Source organism: Pseudomonas sp. AL10 (genome assembly GCF_029960685.1).
Lineage (GTDB): Bacteria > Pseudomonadota > Gammaproteobacteria > Pseudomonadales > Pseudomonadaceae > Aquipseudomonas > Aquipseudomonas lactis.
The window spans coordinates 20,336-42,133 of the sequence record NZ_JASBQZ010000043.1 but is presented as its reverse complement, the minus strand read 5'-3'; the positions used below and the strand labels follow the sequence as shown (position 1 = coordinate 42,133).

Here is a 21,798-nt window from a genome sequence, read left to right as displayed (position 1 = left end):
CGAAGCCATGGCCGTGTGGGACGCAATCCTCAAATCCGTACGCATCCGCTACGGCGCGGTCGCGCCCAGACCGGACCCTGAGGCCAACATTCGCGGCCCCCGTGTCAAGGAGGCTGCTGAAAGCAAACGCATCCTCCATGAATTCATCGCCAGCTTTGAAAACCCAAGCCATGTCCCTGGGCGTGGTTCAGCGGGAGCAACAGGGATGCGTTCACCGTGTGTAAGCAACGAACTCTAAAAAAGCGTTAGGAGCAATTCATGAAAACAGTCTGGGGTTACCTCAAACGCTGGGGCCTGCCGGTGCTGCGCCAATTCAACCAGGCATGGCCGGTGTTGGTGCTGTTGGGGGTGATGTTCTTGCTGGTCGCCATCTGGTGGCTGGGCCCGCAGTGGACGTGGCGTGAGCGCCAACCGTTGGCCGAGTGGGCGATGCGGGTCTCGGCCAGTGTGGCGGTGATCGTGGTGCCGCTGCTGATCTGGGCGTGGCGCGTGCGCGAGCGTTATCAGCGTTTGCAGGTTGAACGCCAGCATGAGGCTGCCGTGCAAGCCGACCCTTGCTTGCCTTATATCGAGGCTCAAGAGCGGGCGTTGGACCGCAGCCTGGGCAGCCTGCTGAATAACATGGAGCGCCGTCGTTCGCTGTATCAACTGCCGTGGTACCTGGTGCTCGGTGAGGAAAATGCCGGCAAGACCAGCCTGATCACCCGCTCCAACCAGAGCTTTTCGTTGTCTCATGTGACCAAGGCTGGGGTCAGGGCTCAGGAAGAGCAACTGGCCTACCCGGTGGATTGGTGGATCGGGGACGAGGCGGTGTTGATTGACCCACCGGGTGAATTTCTCAGCCACCCGGATTCACCGGCTGAAAACGTCGAGCAGCAGGGCAAGTTCAAGCCGGTGCTGCCCACCGGCACTCATGCGCGCCTTTGGTCGCACCTGCTCGACTGGCTGACGCGTAACCGCAGCCGTCGGGCATTGAACGGCGTAGTGCTGGTAATTGATATACAGGTCTTGTTGGCGCAACGTCCCGAACAACGCAAGGCCCACGCTAACCTGCTGCGCACCCGGCTGTTTGAGCTGACGCGGCAATTGGGCACGCGCTTGCCGGTGTACGTGACGCTGAGCAAGTTTGACCTGCTGGAAGGCTTCGAAGAGTTCTTCGCCAGGTTATCGCGCAGTGGTCGCGAAGACCTGCTGGGCTTCACGTTCAGCCTGGACGCGGTGGATGATTTTGATGCCTGGCTGGCGGAGCTGACGCGTCAGTATCAAGCCTTTGTTGATTGCCTCTGCGAACAGGTTTTCAACAGCACCCGGGAGGCGCGCACGTTGGATGAGTGTGATCGCTTGCAGGCGCTGATGCATCAGATGGCGGGCTTGCGCCGCGCGTTGTTTGGTTTCCTGACTGAAATGCTTGGCAGTGATCGGTTCACCACACCCGCGTTGGTGCGCGGGCTGTATTTTTCCTCGGTGTTGCAGCAGGGCACTCTGAGCAATGCTTTCATCAAAGAAGCAGGGCAGGCGTATCAACTGCCGCCACCGCCACCGGAGGTCAAACCGGCCGGTGGCACGACCATCTACTTTGCCCAGCAACTGTTCCAGCGGGTGATCTACCCCGAAGCGGGGCTGGCGGGCGACAACATCAAGGTGGCCCGCAGCAAGCGTCGGCTGTTGATCGCGGGGTTCAGCGTTGCGTCCCTGGGATGTTTGGTGACCATCGGCACCTGGCAGTTTTACTTCAATATCAACCGCGACAAGGCGGCCAACGTATTGGCCAAGAGCCAGGAGTTCAGTGAGCGGGATATCGACGCCAAGGTCGACCCCACCGGGCGCAACCTGTTGCTGCCCCTAGACCAGATCCGTGATGCGGTGCTGGTCTATGGCGACTACCGCCAAGCCTGGCCGTTGCTGTCGGACATGGGCTTGTACCAGGGCAGGGCGATTGGCCCCACCGTGGACGAAGCCTACCTGAATCTGTTGTCCAAGCGCTTCCTGCCGGCGATTGCCAGCGGTGTGCTCGACGCCATCAACGCGGCGCCCGCCGGTAGCAACAAGCAACTGGCGGCCTTGCGCGTGTACCGTATGCTCGAAGAGCGCCCCAACCGCCGTGCGGCCATCGTCGAAGAGTGGGTTGCCAAGCAATGGCAGCGTGCCTATCCCGGTCAGGGCCAGCTGCAGGCTGATCTGATGGGGCACCTGGGCTACGCGCTGAAATACGCCGATGCCGACCTGCCGCACTACCGCGAACGCATTACCCAAGTGCAGCAGCAACTGCGCCAGTTGCCCATGGCCGAACGGGTCTATATGAGCCTCAAACAGGACGCTCTGGAACGTTTGCATCGCCCGTTGGACCTGCGCAACGAGATCGGCCCGGCATTCGATATCGTTTACCGTCCGCTGAACACCGATCAAGCGGGCAGCAGCCTGCAATTGCCGCCGCTGCTCACCGCCAAGGGCTTCAAGGACTATTTCGAACCGGGCACCGAGGGCATCATCGAACTGGCAATGATCGACCAGTGGGTACTGGGCGAACGACAACGTCTGGACTACTCCGCCGAAGACCGCAACGTGCTGACCCAGCGTATCCGCGCCCTGTACAGCGCCGACTACGTGGACAGCTGGCGGCGGGCGTTGAACCAGTTTGCAGTGACCGACTTCGACGACCTTAGCCACGGTGTGGCGGTATTGGAGCAAGTCACCGGCCCGGCCGCGCCGCTACGACGCTTGCTGGAAACCCTGCGCGACAACAGTGTGATCTACCCGACCGTGCCCTTGGCTGAAGGGCAAGCGCCGCTCAAGCTGGACAAGGTGTCTGAGGGGCAACAACAGGCGGCCGGGATTCGGCGCGCATTCTCCAGTCTTTCAGAACTGATCAACGCACGAGGCGACCAGCCGTCTTACTACGAAGAAACCCTGCGCTCGGTCAGCGCCGTCTATGACTACGCCAAAGCCGTGCACGACAATCCCGACCCCGGCAAAGCCGCCCTTAAAACCGTGCTTAACCGCTTCTCCCTGGGCGGCGCCGACCCCATCGCCAACCTGCAACGTGTTGCCGTGGGCCTGCCCGAACCGCTGAACCAGCAAGTCAAAAAGCTTGCCGACCAGACGTCTCAGGTACTGGTGATTGCCGCTCTGCGCGAGCTGGAGAAACGCTGGGACAGCGAAATCTACAGCTTCTACCGCGAGCGTCTGGCGGGCCGCTATCCGTTCAAGGCCAGTGGCGAGGATGCGTCGCTGGATGATTTCGAGGCCTTCTTCGGTCCACAAGGACGCTTGCAGCAATTCCACGATCAGTACCTGAACGTGTTCCTCAAAGACAACCTCGATGCGCTTTACTCCGACAGCCTTGGCGGCTACCTGGTGCGCAGCGATGTGCTGGAACAGCTGAAAAAAATCGAGCGCATCCGCGATACCTTCTTCAACCATCGCGGCCACCTCGCGGTGCAACTCACCATCGAACCTCTGGCCCTGAGCGCCACCCGCCTGAGCAGCATGCTCAGCGTCGACGGCCAGCTTATCCCGTACCAACACGGCGCCCCGCAACGCATCGGGCTGGTCTGGCCCAACAGCCTGGGCAACACCAACGGCAGCCAACTGACCCTGGTGCACAGCACCGGCAACACCGCCAGCCTGAGCTATCGTGGGCCGTGGTCGCTGTTCCGCCTGCTCAGCCGTGGGCACCTCAATGGCCGCACCGACACCAGCGTGGACCTGACTTTTTCTGTCGCCGATGGGTTGATGCGTTATCGGATTGGGGCAGAGAAGGCTAATAACCCGATTACTCAGCGCAGTTTTGAAGGGTTTGTGTTGCCGAGGACCCTGCTTGAAGAGCGCCAGACGAAGAGAGACCCAAGCAAGGTTGGAAGTGTCGCCGCAACCGCTATCAGCGATGAGCGTCCATAAGTCAGCGATCACACACCACCCGCTCGACACGCACCGTTTTCAGTGTCATTTGTATTTCGAATGTACCGGGTAAGGCCTTGCAGCAATTGGGAGAAACGTTGGGCATAGATATCCCCCTGCGATGGAAGCAGCCAAGTGCTGTTGATTTCCAGCTGAACGCTGGGAACGCCAAGAGAGGAGGCAAATCGTGTGAGCGTATGATGCTTGGCGGCAGGGAAGTAGTCGTCTGAGAAGTTGCGAAGCCCTTCCTTGCGCAACGCTTTGCGCAAGGAAGGGACGATATCCGTGCGGCCCAGCAACGACGCCCCTTCCATGGTGCCAAAGTCGACATCGTAGGGGCGCGAGGTGCTGCTGCCGTGGAGGTCAATCAATAGCTTGGGCTTGTGCTGTTTGATCAGCTCGGCGACTTCGGCCTTGAAGGCATTGTCGTCGTAGTAGTTGGGGTCGGATGGGCTGCGGTATTGGGTATAAATGACCGTTGCGCAGGTTAAGGTATTGAGCAGTTTGGCCAGCGCCGCCGTGCCTGCGCCGTCGGAAAAACGATAGCTGCCTTCTCGATAGGGCTTCGTGGCGTGGGGCGCGGTGATGAGGACGGGCGTACTGCCTTTGAGGACGGCATACCAAGCGGTGTCGGTGGGGGCGGCTGTGGCACTTTGAGCCTCGATCGCTGTTTCAATCGTTATCGCTTCTTGTATCTGCGACGGCTCGATGAGGGCGCGTTCTGCCTGTGCCACTCCCATGGTAGTGAGCAAGCCGATCGCCAGCGTTACGCTGATGGCGCGTGGGCGCAAGTTCATGAGGAGATGCTCAGGCCGGGTGTGGCCGCAGTTTTTTGGTGATGCGCGCGCACCCTGTAATTTGGTTGAACTGCACGTAATGGGCTTGCGCCGTCCATTCCTCGACCAGGATCAAATACTCGGCCGGCGGATTGATCTGGCGCAGATAACCGCACAGCAGGCGTGTGCGTCGCGCGTTCATCGGCTGCTTTAGTGTCAAGATGACGTTGTCTGCGGCACGGCATTCAGTGATCTCCATGACTGAGCCCCTCATCGAGTGCTGGCGGCAAACGTGCTGGCCCAGTATCAGAGGCTGGGGATTCTCGCCGCGTGGCGTTCATTCTCAGATGAGGCGTTGCAGGCGTCTACTGTCATACTTGACAGTCCTTTAGTCGGTTGTGCACTGCCGTGACCCATTCCTCGACGTAACGGGCGTTAAATGATTCAGAGGCACAGACCGTCGACTACGTGCGCTCAGCTTCAAGTAACAGCGGGCTGCCTCACCTTGCGACTTAACCCCGGTGTCTTGCCCGTAATACGCTTGAATGCGCGACTGAAAGCGGCTTGGGATGTATAGCCCAAGCGCTGTGCTACCTCTTCGATCGGCAGCCTTTCGAGGGTCAGCCACTGGCTTGCGAGCCGCATTCGCAGTTCGGTGACATAGCGCAGCGGCGTCATGCCAATCGTCACCTGGAAGCGGTCCGCGAAGGCCGAGCGTGAGGTGTTGCATTGCGCTGCCAATTGCGCAACGGTCCAGTCGCGGCCCGGTTGTTGATGGAGCGCTAGCAGTGCACCGGCCAAGCGTGGATCGCGTAAAGCGGCGACCAGGCCAGAGGCATTCCCGCAGGCACACTCCACCCAGCCGCGAACGATCATGGCGGCCACCACGTCGGCCAACCGCGCGAGGATACCGGCGAAGCCCACACGTGCGGCGCTGACTTCGCGCTCCATGGTGGTCAGAATAGGCACCAGCCCGGGGTAGCGCTGGCCGCCGGCATCAATCAACATCAGGCCCGGCATCAGTTTGCCGAGGCCATGGATGCTGCCCAGTTCAAACTCCATACAACCACTGAACAAAATGGTGCTCGGCGTTGGGCTGGCATCGGTTGCGGTGTGCACCGCGCTCACGGTGTCACCGAGGGGGACGCTGTCTAGACGTTCGATGTCCTGAACAGGTGCGTCCGCATGGGAATACAGTTGATGGGCCGCGCCATGGGAGATGAACACGGCGTTGCCGGCAGACAGCGCGTAGGTGGTGCCGTCCTCCATTCGCAGTACCGCGTTGCCGACGGCCATGAAGTGGAACCAGGCATGCCCAGGTTTTTCAGCGAAGCCCAAACCGAAACTCGGACTGGTTTGTATACGCCGGTATTCGACGCCACGCAGGCGCATGCCGCGCAACAGCTCGTTGATGAGATCCGAGGCAAGAGCAAACTGTTCTGCAGACATTGTTCAGGTGTTTTAGTCAAAAATGAGAGATTTTGGATCATAGATCATCCAGGTTCGCGCGCCTAGACTGCGGGTCGCCATGATGATTGGGAGATCCCTGTAATGACTGACTGTGTGTGTAATGCCGTATCCAACCGCCATCCCGACGCCTTCTCGGATGCAGAGCCTGCGGTCCCCGCGTGGATGGCCGTCTTCTCGCTGGCAATGGGCGTGTTCGGATTACTGACCGCGGAGTACCTTCCGGCCAGTTTGTTAACACTGATGGCGACTGATCTGGGCGTGTCCGAAGCACTGGCTGGCCAGGCGGTAACGGTGACAGCAGTGGTAGCGCTGTTCGCCGGTTTGTTGGTGCCAGGCCTGACCCGCAGCATCGACCGACGTTGGGTGTTGTTGGGGTTTTCCACGTTGATGGTTGCCTCCAATCTTTTGGTCGCCGTTTCTTCCAGCTTCGCGGTGCTGCTGTTGATGCGCATCTTGCTGGGGATTGCCCTTGGCGGGTTCTGGAGCATGGCTGCGGCGGTGGCGATGCGCTTGGTGCCAAGTGCGCTGTTGCCTCGGGCTCTTTCGATTATTTTCAGCGGTATTGCCATCGGGACGGTCGTTGCAGTACCGCTGGGCAGCTATCTGGGCGGGCTGTACGGCTGGCGCAGTGCGTTCTTTGCAGCGGCGGCGGTCGGCATGGTGACCCTGGCGTTTCAGTCATTGACGTTGCCGCGCCTCGCGCCGCGCCGGCCGGCACGTCTGCGCACGGTTTTGGACGTGTTGCAGCGCCCGGGCATCGCCATGGGGATGTTCGGTTGTGTGCTGGTGCACAGCGGCCACTTCGCGATGTTCACCTACGTTCGGCCATTCCTTGAAGGCACTACCGGCATCGGCCCGCAAGGGCTGTCGCTGATGTTGCTGGGCTTCGGGGTGGCGAACTTCGTCGGCACACTGTTGGCCGGCAAGTTGCTGGAGCGTCACCCGCTGGCCACTCTGGTGTTAATGCCTGTGCTGGTCGGGGTTGCAGCACTGGCGTTGGTGCTGTTGCCGCCCTCGTTGCCGGGGCAGGCGGTACTGCTGGCAATCTGGGGCTTGGCCTTTGGCGGTGTGCCGGTGGCGTGGTCGAACTGGGTCGCCAGCGCGGTACCTGATCAGGCGGAAAGCGCCGGGGGGATGGTGGTGGCCTCTGTGCAGTCCGCCATCGCCACGGGCGCCGCCGCTGGCGGTGCAGTGTTCAGCCTCGGTGGCAGCGCGGGCGTATTCATCGCGGCAGCGGTGCTGATGCTGCTGGCTGCGGTGCTGATTGCGCTGCGTGTTCGGGTCCCTTCTGTGCATGGCGTTCGCGAGTCCAAGCCCGCGTTGCACCTTTGATTCGTATTTTCAAACCGCCTCGACCTTCTCTAGAGCCCCCGCAAAGGCGGGGGCTCAAGGTTTGATGTTGATTGAGTTAGCCTGCCGACCAGACTATTACCCATACCTATCTATCCCATCCAACGATGATTCACTCCCTAGGCTGGCTGCTTCGACAGCTACCTTTGAAGAGTGACTTCATGCCTGAAAGCAATCCACTGTTACTGCCCTACGACCTGCCACCGTTCTCTGCCATCCGAGCAGAACACTTGGTACCCGCCATTGAGCAGATCATCACTGAAAGTCGCAACACCACCGCCACGATCATTGCCAGCCAGACGCCATTCCCCACCTGGGACGACCTGGTGCAAGCAGTGGAGGCGTTGGAGGCTCGCCTGGATGGCGTTCTCAAAATCATCGAGCTGCTTGACTCCCACCCCCAAGGGCCTGCATGGACGCTGGCATCACACCGCAGTTATGAGCTGGCCATGCAGTACAGGGTTGAGTTGGCCGGGAACAACGACCTGTATCAACTGCACCGACAACTTGCCGACAGCCCGATCGCGACCCTTTTCAATGAACAACGCCACAGCGCGTTGCGTAAAATATTGCGCAAGTACCACTTGGCTGGCCTTGATCTTTCTCCTGAAAAGCAGCGACGGCTGAAAGCGTTGAACCTGCAAATCGATGAATTCAGTCAGGAGTTCCTGCGTCGTGTGAGCGACTCCAGTGACGCATGGCGTAAGCACATTCAAGACAAGGCGCTGCTGAGCGGACTGCCTGACGCAGCCCTGGCACGCCTGGAGGTCGCGGCTCGGGACGCGGGCCTGGATGGATGGTTATTAACCCTTTCGAAGCAATCCTTTCAGGAGGTGATGAGCTACGCCGACCATAGAGCCTTGCGCCAGGAAATGATGCTGGCTTACTACAGCCGTGCGGTGGGCACGGGGCCTGACGCCATTGCCACTGACAATGAACCGGTTCTGACCGTGTTGCTCGACAGTCGTCACCAGAAAGCACAATTGCTGGGCTATGCCAACTTCGCCGAGCTGGCGCTGGTGGAACAAATGGCGGAGACGACCGATGAGGTCACTGCCTGTGTGCATCAACAGATTGATCAGGCACGCACGACATTTGCCCATGATGCACAACAACTGCAACGCTATGCCGCGCAACGGGGAGTCGATGCGCTAGAACCGTGGGATTACGACTTTTTCGCGGAAAAAATTCGCCAGGACGTGGCGGGTGTCTCCCAGGACGCAGTGCGCCTCTACTTCCCGTTGGAGACAGTGCTGCAACGCTTGTGCTCGTTCACCCAAACGCTGTTCGGCGTTGAGCTGATTGAACAAGCCACGGTCGATACCTGGCACCCGGATGTGCGGGTATTTGAACTCAGGGAGTACGCGCAGCCGATTGGACATTTGTTTATTGACCCTTATCGCCGCGTGGCGGGCGGCGAAATTGGCGCCGCCATGGGCTTGCGCAATCACCGAATGACTGCCGAGGGGCGCCCACAACGGCCCATAGCCGTGCTGCGCGGCCAGTTGCCACGACCTACGGCGGCCCAGCCTTGCTTGCTGGATCACCTGCAATTGAGGGTCCTATTGCATGAGTTCGGACACTGCCTGCAGCATCTGTTGTCCGCCGCCCCCTACCGGGCGATTTCGGGCATGGGCCAATTAAGCCACGATACGACGGAGTTCTTCGGCCTAGTGCTGGAGCAGTTCTGCCTTACGCCGTCGTTCCTGATCTATCTATCCGGGCATGTGCAGACGGGAGATCCCTTGCCTGACAAAATGGCGACGCAAATGAGCCGATTTGCTCATACCCAGACCAGTCAGGAAACCGCCAGTATTTTGCTCACGGGCCTCGTTGACTTCGAGTTGCACCGCACCTATGGCGACGGGCGCACACCGCATGAAGTATTCACCGACGCCAATGTTGAAGTCGGGCATTTGCAGTGGCCTGATGGCGCTCGTCCGATCAACAGTTTCGAACAACCGATGGGTAGCTATGGCGCCAAACTGTATTCCTACACGTGGTCCGGCGTTCTGGCCCGCCAGGCGTTTGAGCGGTTTGAGCGTGATGGCCTGTTCAACCCGCAGACCGGGAAAGCCTTCCGGGACGCGTTCATCACTGAGGGCGATACCGTTACTCTGTTGAGCGCACTTGCGCTTTTCCGGGGGGACGGCGCGGGATGTGTCGGGCATTCCACCGGGGTATGAAGCGCTGGTGCATATGTAGCCCCTGAGCTGAAACGTGGAACGCCAGAGTGATCTTCAGTAGCCAGTCCGGTATGGAGAGCATTCAATGAGCACCGACACCCCACCGTATTTTTTCAGCGAAACCCAAACTGATCGCACGCAACTGAGCGAGCGCCAACGCACCCGTAACTTTACCCTCAAGGACCTTGACTGGTTCGATTCCGTTTACCTGGCCACCGATGCTTTGCGCCAGGCACAAAAAGCACCGATGCACGTCCAGACCCTGCAGCTGAACGTGCTCGGTCAACCGGCTATTGAACTTGCAGGTGCATTCGTCATGAGCCCCGCCCCGGAAGGTGGGGTTATTCTCTATACGCCAGCGCGTGGTCTGGAAAAGCTGGAAAGCCATGAAGCACTCAAGACGCAACTGGGTTCGTGGCTCAAAGACGCGTCGCAGCGCCAAGCGTTGCTTGATTACCTTTCCATCTCCCAGCAACTAACCCTAACCCCCACTGCGACCCTGACGATTACCGCACACACCGTGGCCGGCGCTGTCTTCGAAGCACAACATACGACCCTCTCCAACAACCTGCTCGACAATGCCCGTTTGATGCGCGAGGAGCTGCTCAAACTGCCCAGTTTCACTTCGCTGCTGGATGAATACATTTGCACTGAGTTGGCGCAGTCTTTTACGGGGGGCGATCAGCACCACATCCAAGTGCAGAGTTATGTCATCGATGCATCCCGAAAATCAGGCAACTCTGATACGCCAACGCCCCGACATACGAACACCCGCTCCTTGAGCGAAACCGTGCTCAGGTATTTCGTCGCCAATGACTGGCCTGCCGGGGAGACCCGGCGCTATTACAACCCCCAGCAGCCTACTCGGGAAGCTGATGATCAGTTGCGTTGGGACGTATCAGTCCAAGGATTGGCCCGGGGCTTGAAAGTATATATGAAGCAACAGCCCAAGACATTTTGGGCGCTGCCGGCCGCCGCAGGGCTCTCACGACTACAACTTTTTACCCATGCTATGGCCAATGCCTTTTTCACGGTGGCGTTGGAGCAACAACAGCAAACTACGATTACGGTTGAGCAGCGTCTGCAACTACAGGCCTTGCCGCTCAAGGCTGCGCAGCCCGCGACAACGCTTGCTCCTGCGATCGATGTTGAAAAGGCACTGCTGAGTGAGCCTGAACAGGCCCCGGCCGAGCTGGCAGGCACACTCATCATCAGCAGTAACAAAAGCGACGATGGCTCGCCCTGGCTGCTCTATACCCCCCACCAGGGCCTGCAATCGTTTACCGAGTTGGGAGCACTCAAAACCCACCTGCTTGATGGTCTCAACCCGCGGCAGCATGCGGATGCCTGGAGATCACATCTATCCAGGCCGGAACGCTATGACGAAGTAGACCTGCTGGCTTGCGACGTCACCAAAGCCCCCATCACCGGGGTTATTTTCCAACGCATCATGGAGGGCATTGTCGAAAAACAAGGTCGCAATCTTGAATACGCCCTTGATCAGTATCGCCTTAGCCAGGGCACGATGGACCTCGACGCCCTGGTTGATCATGTGCTGGATGTGCGTGGCATGATTGACCCCACCTTACTGACCTTCGAACCCATGGGGCGTTGGAGTACCCAGTTGGCAGAGACCTGGACGGCGACGGTGACTGAACCCAGGATTCCACCAACGCTGGCTGCAATGCGCACAACTGTGCATTTACTCGAAAATGTCAGCGCCGAAATCGAACAACACCTATCGTTTCGCCCCTCGCTGGAGCGTTCCGTTATCACCTATCTTAATACCAAACTGCACGCCATCAAGCAGCAACACTTGCAGGCCGCGTGCCTCTCTGTACGCCAATACAGCAACCCTTCGAGTGACACTGACAAACCTCAACTGCTCTCATCGAGCAGTATGGTCGACTATTTTCTGGCGCGTTTATGTGGCGAAGCGGGCCCACTCATCGATCCGCTTAACACGCACGTCTATTCAACTGCTCCTGGCAAACCCGCCACCAAGGTCTCAGGCATGGACGCCACTGCCTTCAATACGTTGATCAACAGTGCAGTCGGTGGGTTTAAACAGTACCTGTGTAGAACCCACAGCGTGTCCCCCAACATGCAACCCTTGCTGAGAAAGGCAATGGAGATGGGCTTGACAGGGGAAGTGCAAGTCAGGCTCTGGAACAATGCTTTATTGCCTCTCGACTACGAAGTGCTTTTGACCGTGTTAGGTATTTACGCCAGAGACTTACGCACTGGCGTCAATGGGTTCCGCCCTGATGCGTTTTCTTTGCAGGTCGTACCGGCTGGGCAGAGTACCCCGCTGGTACTCAATAACTGTTTCGTGCTGACCGAGCGCGGTGGGCTTGACCCTCAATATTGCGGTCGCACGCTGCTATGGACACCCGAGTTGGGCCTGGAAAGTTTCCACTCATTGAGTCACTTCAAAGCAGAGCTGGACCGACGCCTGGCAATCCCGGACGAACGACAGGCTTTCCTGGCGAACCTGGCGCAACCGGATTGGGATTCACATCCGCGCTATGCGCTCAGTTCCCTTGAACTGATCGAGGATAACCTCGTCGAGCACTTGCAACGAACCTATGCTCAACAAAAAGACCGTGAGCTGACGCACATCCTGTCCATGAAACTGTCGGTCGAACAGTTGCGTAAGCTGTGGCAGGTTCAAGCCACACAAAACCTGGCGCCCACCAACGTGCAGCGTGCCATGGACATGGTCCGGGCCATGATCCTGCAACAGGGTTTGCAATGGTTCGGCAACGCCAGTGCTGTCGATCAACAGCTCTATGTCGAATTGTTGGAGCAGTATCGAAACAATGTCACCGACAATCAGGATTACCTGCACGGGATCGACTCCCTGGCTCAGTTCACGCGCAAGAAACTCCGCACTTTACTGAAGGCGCTTGATGTTCAGGACAGCGTCGCACCTGATGACGTCGAAGTCGGGCTACCGGTGCAGGGCAGTACACCTGCCCGCAATCAGTCGCTGCTGGACTATGCCTTGAGTCATCAATCGTATTGGAAGGATGAGGTGCCCCTCGTCGCCAGCACCGGGACAACGCCGCTGCCTGACACCCTGGATGGGCAGACGCTGAAAACGCGGACACAGGCGCTGAACATCAACGCGGCTTATCAAACGTACATCCAATCCGCATTGGGCTCTGCCAGCTCGGACTTTGCGCAACGCTCTACGCGATTCGCCAAGCAACTGCCGTGGCAACTGATGCAATACGCGCATGGCATGAGGTTGCAAGGCCAGCTTTCAGAGGCGGCCTTCGGGCTCATTCAACAGATCATGGACATGCCCGATGCGATCGCTCGTGCGACAGTGGTGGATGCCAACGCGATGATCCGCCCTTTGCAACTGCTGGTTGATGGAGGGAGGAAGACGATCAAGATCCCTGGGGTTTACCTGATCGGTCCCACCTCGGGTGACGAGGGGCCTCTAGTCCTTTATGCCCCCTATAGCCCAGGCTACACCCTTAAGGAATACACGGTGGAGGCCGCACTGCGTGCCGAGTTGACAGCCTCTGGTGCCTTACAACGTTGGGTTCGGCTGGTGGTCCCGGCCGTTGACCACGCGGCACTGACCAGCGCACTGGAGCAACCCCAAGCCAACACCACTCTCCAACTGGCATCCAACCCCATCACCGCGCCCTTGTTCAACCAGTTGTATACCGACAATGTCGAGCTGCTGACAACGCTGCTGGGCTGCCAAAAAACCGCTGATGCAGGCACCGCCTGGGAGACGGCCAAGGCCGTGTTCTCTGAGGGAGTGAAGCAGGCCATCGTGTTTTTTGCCGGAAAACTGGCTTACCCCTTGGTGGTCTGGCAGAGCTTCAAACTGTTCAAAGTATCTTCCGAAGAGCTGCAAAGCCACCAATGGCATGAGGCACTGGGGCATTTCATTGGAGGGGTTGCCTTGCTGGTCGGTTTGCGCGATTCCATGCCTCCCGTATCAGAGGGCGGCATGCCCCCGGCACCCGAGCCGATCCCGCCGCCTTCCACACCTGCGGCCTCTGTGGTGTCCTGGCCCGCGCTGGACATTACCGCTGCTTCCCGCACCCGGCTCCAGCGTTTCGAAGTCCTTGAACCGAGCTTGGCCAACCTGATCAAAGACACCTCACTCAACCTTTACCGATCGACCTCCAACCATTACTACGCGGCGGTGGCAGGGAAAGTGTTCCAAGTCATCAAGCATGGCCAGGGTTGGCGCATCATCGGTGATGGCGAAGTCGGTCCTGAGGTACAGCTCAACCCTCGACAACAGTGGATGCTCAGTAGCGCCGGCCCAGTGATGACGGGGCGACGCACACTTGCACGATTACTTAATCGCTTCTACTCCGAGCCATTTGCGCGCTCCAGTATGAATGTATTGGCCAGCGGGATGCGCGAGATACGAGCGCTTTACGCTCGGGAATCCTGGGTTATCACCGATGCACTTGCCTTGGCGACGTTTTATGCAAAGAACGCCCAGGAAAATTTGCGCCTGATCGCACAAACCCCCCTTGCTGCACCTGAGCTCGTTAAACAGATCAAAGCGTTTTTCGGCTTGCAGACGCTCGAGGTCGAACACCTTGAAAAAATTCAGGAGATCGTCGATACGGTCTGCACTGCGTTGATGGAGCCCTCACTGACCTCCTCGGACTCAACGCGATTTGTCATTGGCCGTTCGCGGTTGCCGGCTCTTCAGGGCGGGCACACGTTGATGGCCTTTACGATTGTCCCTGACCCCCTTCAACTGGTGTACTTGACCGAGGTGTTTTTCAATCCAGGTCTGAAATACGGTCATTTGTTGATAAAACCGTTCTATGTCAGCGTCCATGCCCGTGCGACTACCCTCATTCACGAAATCACTCATCATGTATGTGAGACGTTGGACTTGGCTTACGTGCATTCCACCCATCCCTTTGATGACCTGATTGATCCCCAGACCCCAGAGGGCCGTAACACTAAAATAACTCTGGAAAACCGCCATCGTTCAAGGCTGTCGCTCAATACCCCGACCCATGAATTGTTCCAGGTTGTCGATATTGCAACCGGCCTCAAAACAGACCCTACACAGGGCACGGCGACACAGCATGTGCTCGACAGGCTGCTCACCGTTACCGGCACCCAAACCCTCGCCGATGCCCGGCGAGTTTTCCGCACCGATCCGCTTAAACGCATCCTGACGGTACTTAACAACGCCGACTCCGTCGCCTACCTGATTGCACTGTTGGGACGTCGAAAAGAGAGATAGTGGGGCTCTTTCCCAGAGCTGATTGCCCTGGGCATCTTAGCGGGAGCGGGACGTGCGCCCCGTGGCATCGGTAACTGAGACAGGCAATGCCCAGTGCCGTAGGCATTGATCGGGCTGGCCGCTCGTGCGACCTGAATCGCCGTAAACAGCCATACCGTGCTTGGGAAATTTCCTACAGGTATCTGCTCCCCAACCCTGCTCATCATTGAGTCGTCATCTTTCAAACTACTATTTCCTGGCTCGGCGGAAGTAGCGAACGAAAAATGATCTCACTGCGTATTCTAGTTTTGGAAAAGCACTCCGCTCAGCGCAACGCGATGGTCGTCGCGCTGCAGCAACTGGGTGTTCTCAATATTTTGCAGGCGAGCACTGGCGAGCAGGCTTTGGCCTTGCTGCAAAGGCAGGGCGCGGTGGATGTGGCCTTGTGCGACTTGGCGCACAAGGGCATGGACTGCCTGGACTTCCTTAACTGTGCGGGCCAGCTCTTGATGGTCCGGTCGGTGATTCTCTATTGCGATTTCCAACCGCAGTTGCGTCGGGCGATCGAACAGATGGCCTCATTTTCCGGTCTGCAACTGCTCGGTACCCTCAGCACGCCGATCCAGTCCAAAGCGCTGCACAAAGTCCTGCTGCGTTACCAGCGTCAATGCCCGATCACCGCCTCGATACCTTCGCCGGCGACGGCGCTACCTAACGAAGAAGACATTCGCCGCGGCCTGGCCCTGGGCGAATTCCGGGCATTTTTCCAGCCCAAGTTTGTGCTGGCCGATGGTCAGGTGTCCGGGGTCGAGGTCCTGGCGCGTTGGCAGCACCCAACCAAGGGTTTGCTGCTGCCCAGGGATTTCCTGGCGGCCGTCCTGGCTTACGACTTGATCGACGTGATGTTCACACAGTTACTAGAGCAGGGCCTGAGCCTGCTGAGTATCTTACGGCGCGATGGTCGGGCCCTGGAGATGTCGTTCAACTTGCATGCTTCGCAATTACGCGAGATGGGGCTCATCGACCATATTCGCCAGGCATTGGAACGTTATGGCATATCCGCGGCGAACCTGACCTTCGAGCTGGCAGAGAATGGCCTGCTTGAGATTCAACCGCGGGTCCAGGAAGGTTTGCTGCGCTTGCGTGTGATGGGGTGCGGGCTGTCGATCGATGACTTTGCCGTCGGCTTTTCCTCGCTGAAACTGCTCTGCCAGTTGCCCTTCACCGAAATCAAACTGGACGGGGAGTTTGTCCGCAGCATTCATGAGCCGCGTAGCAAAGCGCTGATTGCCAGCACCCTGGCGCTGGCGCGCGCGCTGAACATGACGCTGGTGATCGAAGGGGTCAGCAAGCAGCAGGAGAGCCACGCACTGATCAAGATGGGGTGTGAACAGGGTCAAGGTTTCTACTACGCCAAGCCAATGTCGTCCCATGAGCTGCTGACGTGGTTGCAGGCGCCTTTCGTTGCGGGCTAGGACGGCGCCTGGCGAGCGTTTGAGCCTGGGAAAACAAATCTCAGGCAACTTTGCCATGCATCGAATATGCTGAAAGTCAGGCATAAACTGTTACCGGGTGTTTTGGTAAAGCGCGGTTATCTCTTCCGTTTTTAGTTTCGTCATCTTTTTAGAGGCTCTTATGCTCAAAGCCATGATTGTGGACGATCATCCGTTCATTCGTTCCGCCGTAAGAATGATTTTGAAGCAAGAGCAGTACGAGATTGTGGCGGAGGCCGACAACGGGGCCGATGCGGTCCGGCTGACTCGTGAACATCAGCCAAACCTCATCGTGCTGGATATCACCATGCCGGGGGTGGATGGCCTGATTGCCCTGAATCGAATCTCGGATTTGAAGCTGCCGGTGAAGGTGCTGGTGCTGACGTCGCTGTCTGCCGTATTTTTTTCCATGCGTTGCATGCGGGCAGGGGCGGCCGGCTACGTTTCAAAGGCGGAAGACCTGGACGAACTGGCGAAAGCCATTAATGCCATCAAGTCCGGCTTTACCTTCTTTCCCGACCTGACCATGAACTCGGTGCGCAGGAAGGACGTCGATGCCTCGGAGCAGGCGTTGATACAAAGCCTTTCTGATAGAGAACTATCAATCTTGCAACTGCTTGCCAAGGGCTTGAGTAACAAGCAGATCGGTGAACAGATGATTCTGAGCAACAAGACCATCAGTACGTATAAAGCCCGAATAGTCGAGAAGCTCAACCTGAGCTCCTTGGTGCACCTGGCGGACCTGGCTAAACGAAATAATCTGATCTGATGAAGTATTCTCGACGGCTGTGCCTGTGCCTGCTTGGGGTGCTGCTGGTTTTCGGGGGCGCCCAACAAGCCCTTGCCGATGAACAGCCCAGGGTGGAGACGCTGGAATTGCTGGGGCGCTCTGCGCTGGGCGAGCACCAGGTAGGGTTGGCTGAGGCGGACTGGGGCTGGTTGCGCAAAAAAGGCACCCTGTACCTCGGGGTTTCGGTGCCGGATTACCCGCCTTTCGATCTGACTGGCAATGGCCATGACTATGAAGGGCTCACCGCCGATTACGCAGGGCTGCTGGCTCAACTGCTGCATATCCAGGTACAGGTGCGCCGATATCCGTCCAGAGCGGATGTGATCCGTGCGTTGAAGGAGGGTGAGGTCGATCTGTTGGGGACCGCCAATGGGTTTGAAGCGGTCGATTCGGAACTGGTGATGTCGGTTGCTTATGCTGATGATCAGCCGATGATCGTGGCTCGTAACGATGCCGGTGCTTCGTTTACCCCAGACCTGGCTGGAAAAAAGGTCGCCATGCTGTACCACTACCTGTCACCGCAGGCGGTCAGCCGTGCCTACCCCGATGCTGAGCTGCAACTTTATCCTTCGACCTTGAGTGCAATTGGGGCAGTTGCCTTCGGCAGGGCAGACGCTTACCTGGGCGACGCGATCAGCGCCAATTACCTGATCAGCATGGACTACCTGAATAACGTCAAGCTCACCGACTTTGCACGGCTGGAAGGTAGCCGTTTTGCGTTTGCCTTATCTGCCGCCAACACTCGACTACTGGGCATCGTGAACGCCGCCATCGCGGCGATCCCCATTGAAGAGCGCATGACCATCCTGCGGCGCTGGCGGGCCTCCGAGATGAATATCCCGGGGCAGAATCGGCTGCACCTGACCCCCAAGGAACAGCGCTGGTTGGAGGATCATCCACGAGTGAGCGTTGCAGCGATGGAAAACTTTCTGCCGCTGTCTTTTTTCGATAAAAAAGGGGCGCTTCGCGGCGTCAGCGCCGATGTGTTGGCCAAGGTCAGCCTGCGTACCGGCTTGAAGTTCGATGTGGTGCGCGGTACTTCCATGGCCCGGCAGATCGACACCCTGCATGCCGGGAAGGTCGACATGCTGGCGGCCTTGACCCCGAGTGCCGAGCGGGAAGGGTTGATGCGCTTCACAAGGCCGTATCTTTCGACGCCTTACGTCTTGATCAGCCGTGTCGGGCCCAATAGCCCGGCGACCCTTGGCGATATGGCTGGCAAGCGGCTGGCGATCATTCGCGGTATGTTTCTCACCGACTTCATCGCCAGCCGCTATCCGCGGGTTCAAATTGTCTATGCGGACAACGCCGCCCAGGTCATGGCGATGGTTGCCAACAATGAAGTCGATGCGGGCGCCAACTCGTTGCTCAGTGCCCGCTACATGATTTCGCGCCAGTACCGGGACCGCCTGCAGGTCACCAGCACTGTGGGTATCGACCCCGCCCGGTTCGCCTTCGCCACCCATCGCGGCGAGCTGGAGTTGTACGCCATTCTGGAAAAAGCGCTGCTGAGCATCTCGCCGGAGGAGATGGCCGAGATCACCAGTCGCTGGCGCAGTGAAGTGGTGGTGGATGACAACTTCTGGCTGCGCAATCGTGGCGTGATCATCCAGGGCTTCCTTACTGCCGGTGTATTGCTGTTAGTGGCGATTGCCTGGATCGCCTACCTGCGTCGCTTGATCCACCGTCGCGAAGTGGCCGAGCGGGCGCTCAATAATCAGTTGGAGTTCAAGCGGGTGCTGATCGACGGCACACCGCATCCGATCTATGTGCGTGATCTCGAAGGACGCATAGTGATCTGTAACTCCAGTTATCTTGAGGCCTTAGGCTTGAGCAGTGAGGACGTGCTGGGTAAGCGCATCACTGAAAACGCATTTGTCGACAGCACGGAAGCTGCAACTTATTACGCTGATTATTTGCAGGTACTGCGTGACGGCGTGTCAAAAGTCCAGGATCGCGCGCTAGTGCTACCGGATGGCCGCAGGTTGACGATCTATCATTGGATGCTGCCGTACAGAGACAGTGAGGGCGCCGTCAGCGGCATGATTGCCGGCTGGATGGATATCAGCGAGCGCGAGCAGTTGCTGGAAATGGTCCAAAAAGCCAATCGGGCCAAGACCACGTTCCTGGCGACCATGAGCCATGAAATCCGCACACCGCTCAATGCGGTGATCGGCATGCTTGAACTGGCCCTGAAAAAATCCGAGCAGGGTGTGCTCGACCGGTTCGCGATCGAAGTTGCGTCGGGGGCTGCTCACGGTCTGCTCGACCTGATCGGCGACATTCTCGACATCTCCCGGATCGAGTCCGGCAAGCTGTCGTTGACCCCTGGCCGGGCCAATCTCAGCGAGTTGGTCAGGTCAGTGGCGCGGATCTTCGAAGGTTTGGCGCAGCAAAAACACCTGAAGCTGGAACTGGTGCTGGATGACCGCGCCGATTGTGACGTGTCGATCGATCCGCTGCGTTTCAAGCAAGTCATTTCCAACCTGCTCAGTAACGCGATCAAGTTCACCACTGAGGGCGAGGTTCGCCTGCTGGTCGAAGTGCTGGCGGATACACCGGGCGAACCATTGTCGGTCCGCGTGCGGGTGGAGGACAGCGGCCAGGGCATCTCTGACGAAGATCAGCAACGTCTGTTCTCACCCTTCACCCAGGCCAGCAACAATAATCAGTCGGGTCGCAGTGGCTCGGGCCTGGGGCTGGTTATCAGCCGCACACTCTGCGAAATGATGGGGGGCCAGCTGCACTTGAACAGTGTGCTGGGACAGGGCACACAGGTTGAAGTGTTGCTGCAAGTGCCCGTACTCGAGCCAGCGCCGATTGAAGAGGGCGACACGCTTGAGCCAAGCCAGCGGCGCCTGAAGATATTGGTGGTCGACGACTACCCGGCCAATCGTCTGCTGCTGTCCAAGCAGTTGAGCTACCTGGGCCATGAAATGGCGGAGGCCCAGGACGGTGCTCATGGGTTGCGTGCCTGGCGCAAGCAGCGTTTCGATGTCGTCATCACCGACTGCAACATGCCCATCCTGGACGGCTACGCGTTGTCTCGTGCCATTCGCGCCGGCGAAGCGGAGCAAGGGTTGGAGCGCTGCCTGATCATCGGTTTTACCGCCAACGCGCAACCGGATGAAAAGGCCCGTTGCCTGGAGGCGGGGATGGACGACTGCCTGTTCAAACCGATCAGCCTGGAGTCGCTGAAGAAACGCCTGGACAGCTTCGAGGGCGGCGACGTGGAGTTGCCGGCAGAGCAGCAAGCACCTTCACAGTCTGACGACATCGACTTTTCCTCCCTGGACAAACTGGTACGCGGCGATCACGCGGCGCTACGCGAGTTGCTCAATGATCTGGCCATCAGCAATGAGCAGGATATGGCCCGGTTATCGGAGGAGGGGGCTGGGCAGGACTGGCAAGGGCTGTCGAACCTGGCGCATAAGATCAAAGGCGGCGCACGTATCGTCAAAGCAAGAAAGCTGATCGCCGCGTGTGAGCAAGTCGAAGCGGTGTGTGAAGCGAAGGACAATGAGCAGGTGCTGGCTCAGGCGGTTGCCGGGTTAGAACTGGAGATGTCCAAGTTAGCACTATCTTTGAAACAGTACTCATTAAACGCGTGAGGGCTGTCCGGCAGCAGCCGAAAGGTACAGTCTCCAGACCTTACATGGGGAGGATCGGGTTTGTAGGAAAATCCCTACACGGTCTTGGGCAGCTGTCACTGTTTCGACTACGGCCACCTATTTATCCTAGTTGCAGGTGAACGGGTATAAGGTAAAGCACAATCAACCTTGACCTCAATAACCTTTTCTTTGGATGCAAGTTTATTTATAGGTGGTATTGATGAGCTTTTCTAGAAAATTGCTGTTGGGTTCATTGTTGGCGGTCAGTGCTAATAGTGCATTTGCTGTGGACACGGCTGAGTTGCGAGTCATTGGTACTATCGCGCCAACTGCATGCACTCCAAACTTTGCAGGTGGTGGTGTTATCGACTACGGCGTCATCCCTACTGCATCGCTTAGTCCTACTGTTGCAACGCCTCTTCAAGTCCGCACCATGTCGTATACCATCACCTGCGATGCCCCTATCGCTATTGGTACGTCCTGGCAGGATAGTCGAGTCACCAGCGCAGCTGGTGGGGGGCCTAATGCCTTTGGCCTTGGCCTGCAAGGTACCGCCAGCATTGGGCGTTACACCCTTGCCCAGCGACCTGGCAGTGGTGCCACAGGTGACGGAGCGGCAGTGGACCTTATTGCCCGCACTGGCGCTGCTCCATGGGTCGCGACCGTAACAGGTCTTCAAAATAATGCGAGTAACATTATTCAGGCCTATGCCGCGCCTGGCACGTTGATCCCGGCAGCCTACTCAATTTACACGGGGACCTTTGAGGTGGCCCCTAGTATCTCCCCTACAAGCACTCTGGATATGAGCAACTCTATTACTCTGGATGGCTTGGCTACCATGACCGTCCGCTACTTGTAACTGTCAGGGGTCGCTATTGCGCACGTTCATCGTGCGCAATATTTAAAGTGGTTATTTTTTATGTGTGTTTTGCATGCAGGGCGAAGCTTTGCATGCTTTTTTTGAAGTTTGTATGTTGGTTTGTTTTTTAGTGTTAACG

General features: G+C 58.1%; 11 protein-coding genes and 1 pseudogene. 9 read left to right on the top strand and 3 right to left on the bottom strand.

Features of this window, described 5'->3' with window-relative positions:
• Both QK296_RS25100 and tssM read left to right on the top strand, forming a co-directional pair.
• Positions 1-238: pseudogene (locus QK296_RS25100) on the top strand (hypothetical protein); the annotation flags it as partial.
• A gap of 20 nt (positions 239-258) precedes the next feature.
• Complete coding sequence (gene tssM / locus QK296_RS25095) at positions 259-3,897, top strand: type VI secretion system membrane subunit TssM (protein ID WP_282391677.1); 3,639 nt, start codon at positions 259-261, stop codon at positions 3,895-3,897.
• Between the two features lie 8 nt (positions 3,898-3,905).
• On the opposite strand, the gene QK296_RS25090 is transcribed toward tssM, so the two are convergent.
• The 3 genes from QK296_RS25090 to QK296_RS25080 all read right to left on the bottom strand — a co-directional run bounded on the left by QK296_RS25090 (position 3,906) and on the right by QK296_RS25080 (position 6,122).
• The gene (locus QK296_RS25090) at positions 3,906-4,694 is read right to left on the bottom strand and encodes a hypothetical protein (protein ID WP_057710116.1); all 789 of its coding nucleotides are present in this window, start codon (positions 4,692-4,694) and stop codon (positions 3,906-3,908) included.
• 10 nt (positions 4,695-4,704) lie between these two features.
• The gene (locus QK296_RS25085) at positions 4,705-4,932 is read right to left on the bottom strand and encodes a hypothetical protein (protein ID WP_034135298.1); all 228 of its coding nucleotides are present in this window, start codon (positions 4,930-4,932) and stop codon (positions 4,705-4,707) included.
• Positions 4,933-5,153: 221 nt separating this feature from the next.
• On the bottom strand, positions 5,154-6,122 hold the full coding sequence (locus tag QK296_RS25080; RefSeq protein ID WP_282391674.1) for an AraC family transcriptional regulator: 969 nt from the start codon (positions 6,120-6,122) through the stop codon (positions 5,154-5,156).
• Positions 6,123-6,224: 102 nt separating this feature from the next.
• On the opposite strand from QK296_RS25080, the gene QK296_RS25075 reads away from it, so the two are divergent.
• The 7 genes from QK296_RS25075 (at position 6,225) to QK296_RS25045 (ending at position 21,659) form a co-directional block, all read left to right on the top strand.
• Positions 6,225-7,475, top strand: a complete 1,251-nt coding sequence (locus QK296_RS25075; RefSeq protein ID WP_094775343.1) for an MFS transporter — start codon at positions 6,225-6,227, stop codon at positions 7,473-7,475.
• A 179-nt stretch (positions 7,476-7,654) separates the two neighbouring features.
• On the top strand, positions 7,655-9,679 hold the full coding sequence (locus QK296_RS25070; RefSeq protein WP_282391671.1) for a M3 family metallopeptidase: 2,025 nt from the start codon (positions 7,655-7,657) through the stop codon (positions 9,677-9,679).
• A gap of 85 nt (positions 9,680-9,764) precedes the next feature.
• Positions 9,765-14,927 (top strand): DUF6543 domain-containing protein, encoded by a 5,163-nt coding sequence (locus tag QK296_RS25065; RefSeq protein ID WP_282391669.1) that lies wholly within the window; start codon positions 9,765-9,767, stop codon positions 14,925-14,927.
• 263 nt (positions 14,928-15,190) lie between these two features.
• Positions 15,191-16,381 (top strand): EAL domain-containing response regulator, encoded by a 1,191-nt coding sequence (locus tag QK296_RS25060; protein WP_078468076.1) that lies wholly within the window; start codon positions 15,191-15,193, stop codon positions 16,379-16,381.
• A 160-nt stretch (positions 16,382-16,541) separates the two neighbouring features.
• Positions 16,542-17,168 carry a response regulator transcription factor gene (locus QK296_RS25055; protein WP_057710110.1) on the top strand — a complete coding sequence of 209 codons (627 nt, stop codon included), beginning with the start codon at positions 16,542-16,544 and terminating at the stop codon, positions 17,166-17,168.
• Entirely contained in the window at positions 17,168-20,800 is a 3,633-nt protein-coding gene (locus QK296_RS25050; RefSeq protein WP_282391657.1) for a transporter substrate-binding domain-containing protein, read from the top strand. The genes QK296_RS25055 and QK296_RS25050 overlap by 1 nt, the downstream gene beginning before the upstream one ends.
• Positions 20,801-21,020: 220 nt before the next feature.
• A complete protein-coding gene (locus tag QK296_RS25045; protein WP_282391655.1) occupies positions 21,021-21,659 on the top strand; it encodes a DUF1120 domain-containing protein in 639 nt (212 codons plus the stop codon).
• Positions 21,660-21,798: the final 139 nt, after the last annotated feature.

Excerpts from the sequence above, each read along its gene's own strand:
- tssM (WP_282391677.1), top strand. The coding sequence starts at position 259 with ATGAAAACAGTCTGGGGTTACCTCAAACGCTGGGGCCTGCCGGTGCTG.
- QK296_RS25090 (WP_057710116.1), bottom strand. The coding sequence starts at position 4,694 with ATGAACTTGCGCCCACGCGCCATCAGCGTAACGCTGGCGATCGGCTTG.
- QK296_RS25085 (WP_034135298.1), bottom strand. The coding sequence starts at position 4,932 with ATGGAGATCACTGAATGCCGTGCCGCAGACAACGTCATCTTGACACTA.
- QK296_RS25080 (WP_282391674.1), bottom strand. The coding sequence starts at position 6,122 with ATGTCTGCAGAACAGTTTGCTCTTGCCTCGGATCTCATCAACGAGCTG.
- QK296_RS25075 (WP_094775343.1), top strand. The coding sequence starts at position 6,225 with ATGACTGACTGTGTGTGTAATGCCGTATCCAACCGCCATCCCGACGCC.
- QK296_RS25070 (WP_282391671.1), top strand. The coding sequence starts at position 7,655 with ATGCCTGAAAGCAATCCACTGTTACTGCCCTACGACCTGCCACCGTTC.
- QK296_RS25065 (WP_282391669.1), top strand. The coding sequence starts at position 9,765 with ATGAGCACCGACACCCCACCGTATTTTTTCAGCGAAACCCAAACTGAT.
- QK296_RS25060 (WP_078468076.1), top strand. The coding sequence starts at position 15,191 with ATGATCTCACTGCGTATTCTAGTTTTGGAAAAGCACTCCGCTCAGCGC.
- QK296_RS25055 (WP_057710110.1), top strand. The coding sequence starts at position 16,542 with ATGCTCAAAGCCATGATTGTGGACGATCATCCGTTCATTCGTTCCGCC.
- QK296_RS25050 (WP_282391657.1), top strand. The coding sequence starts at position 17,168 with ATGAAGTATTCTCGACGGCTGTGCCTGTGCCTGCTTGGGGTGCTGCTG.
- QK296_RS25045 (WP_282391655.1), top strand. The coding sequence starts at position 21,021 with ATGAGCTTTTCTAGAAAATTGCTGTTGGGTTCATTGTTGGCGGTCAGT.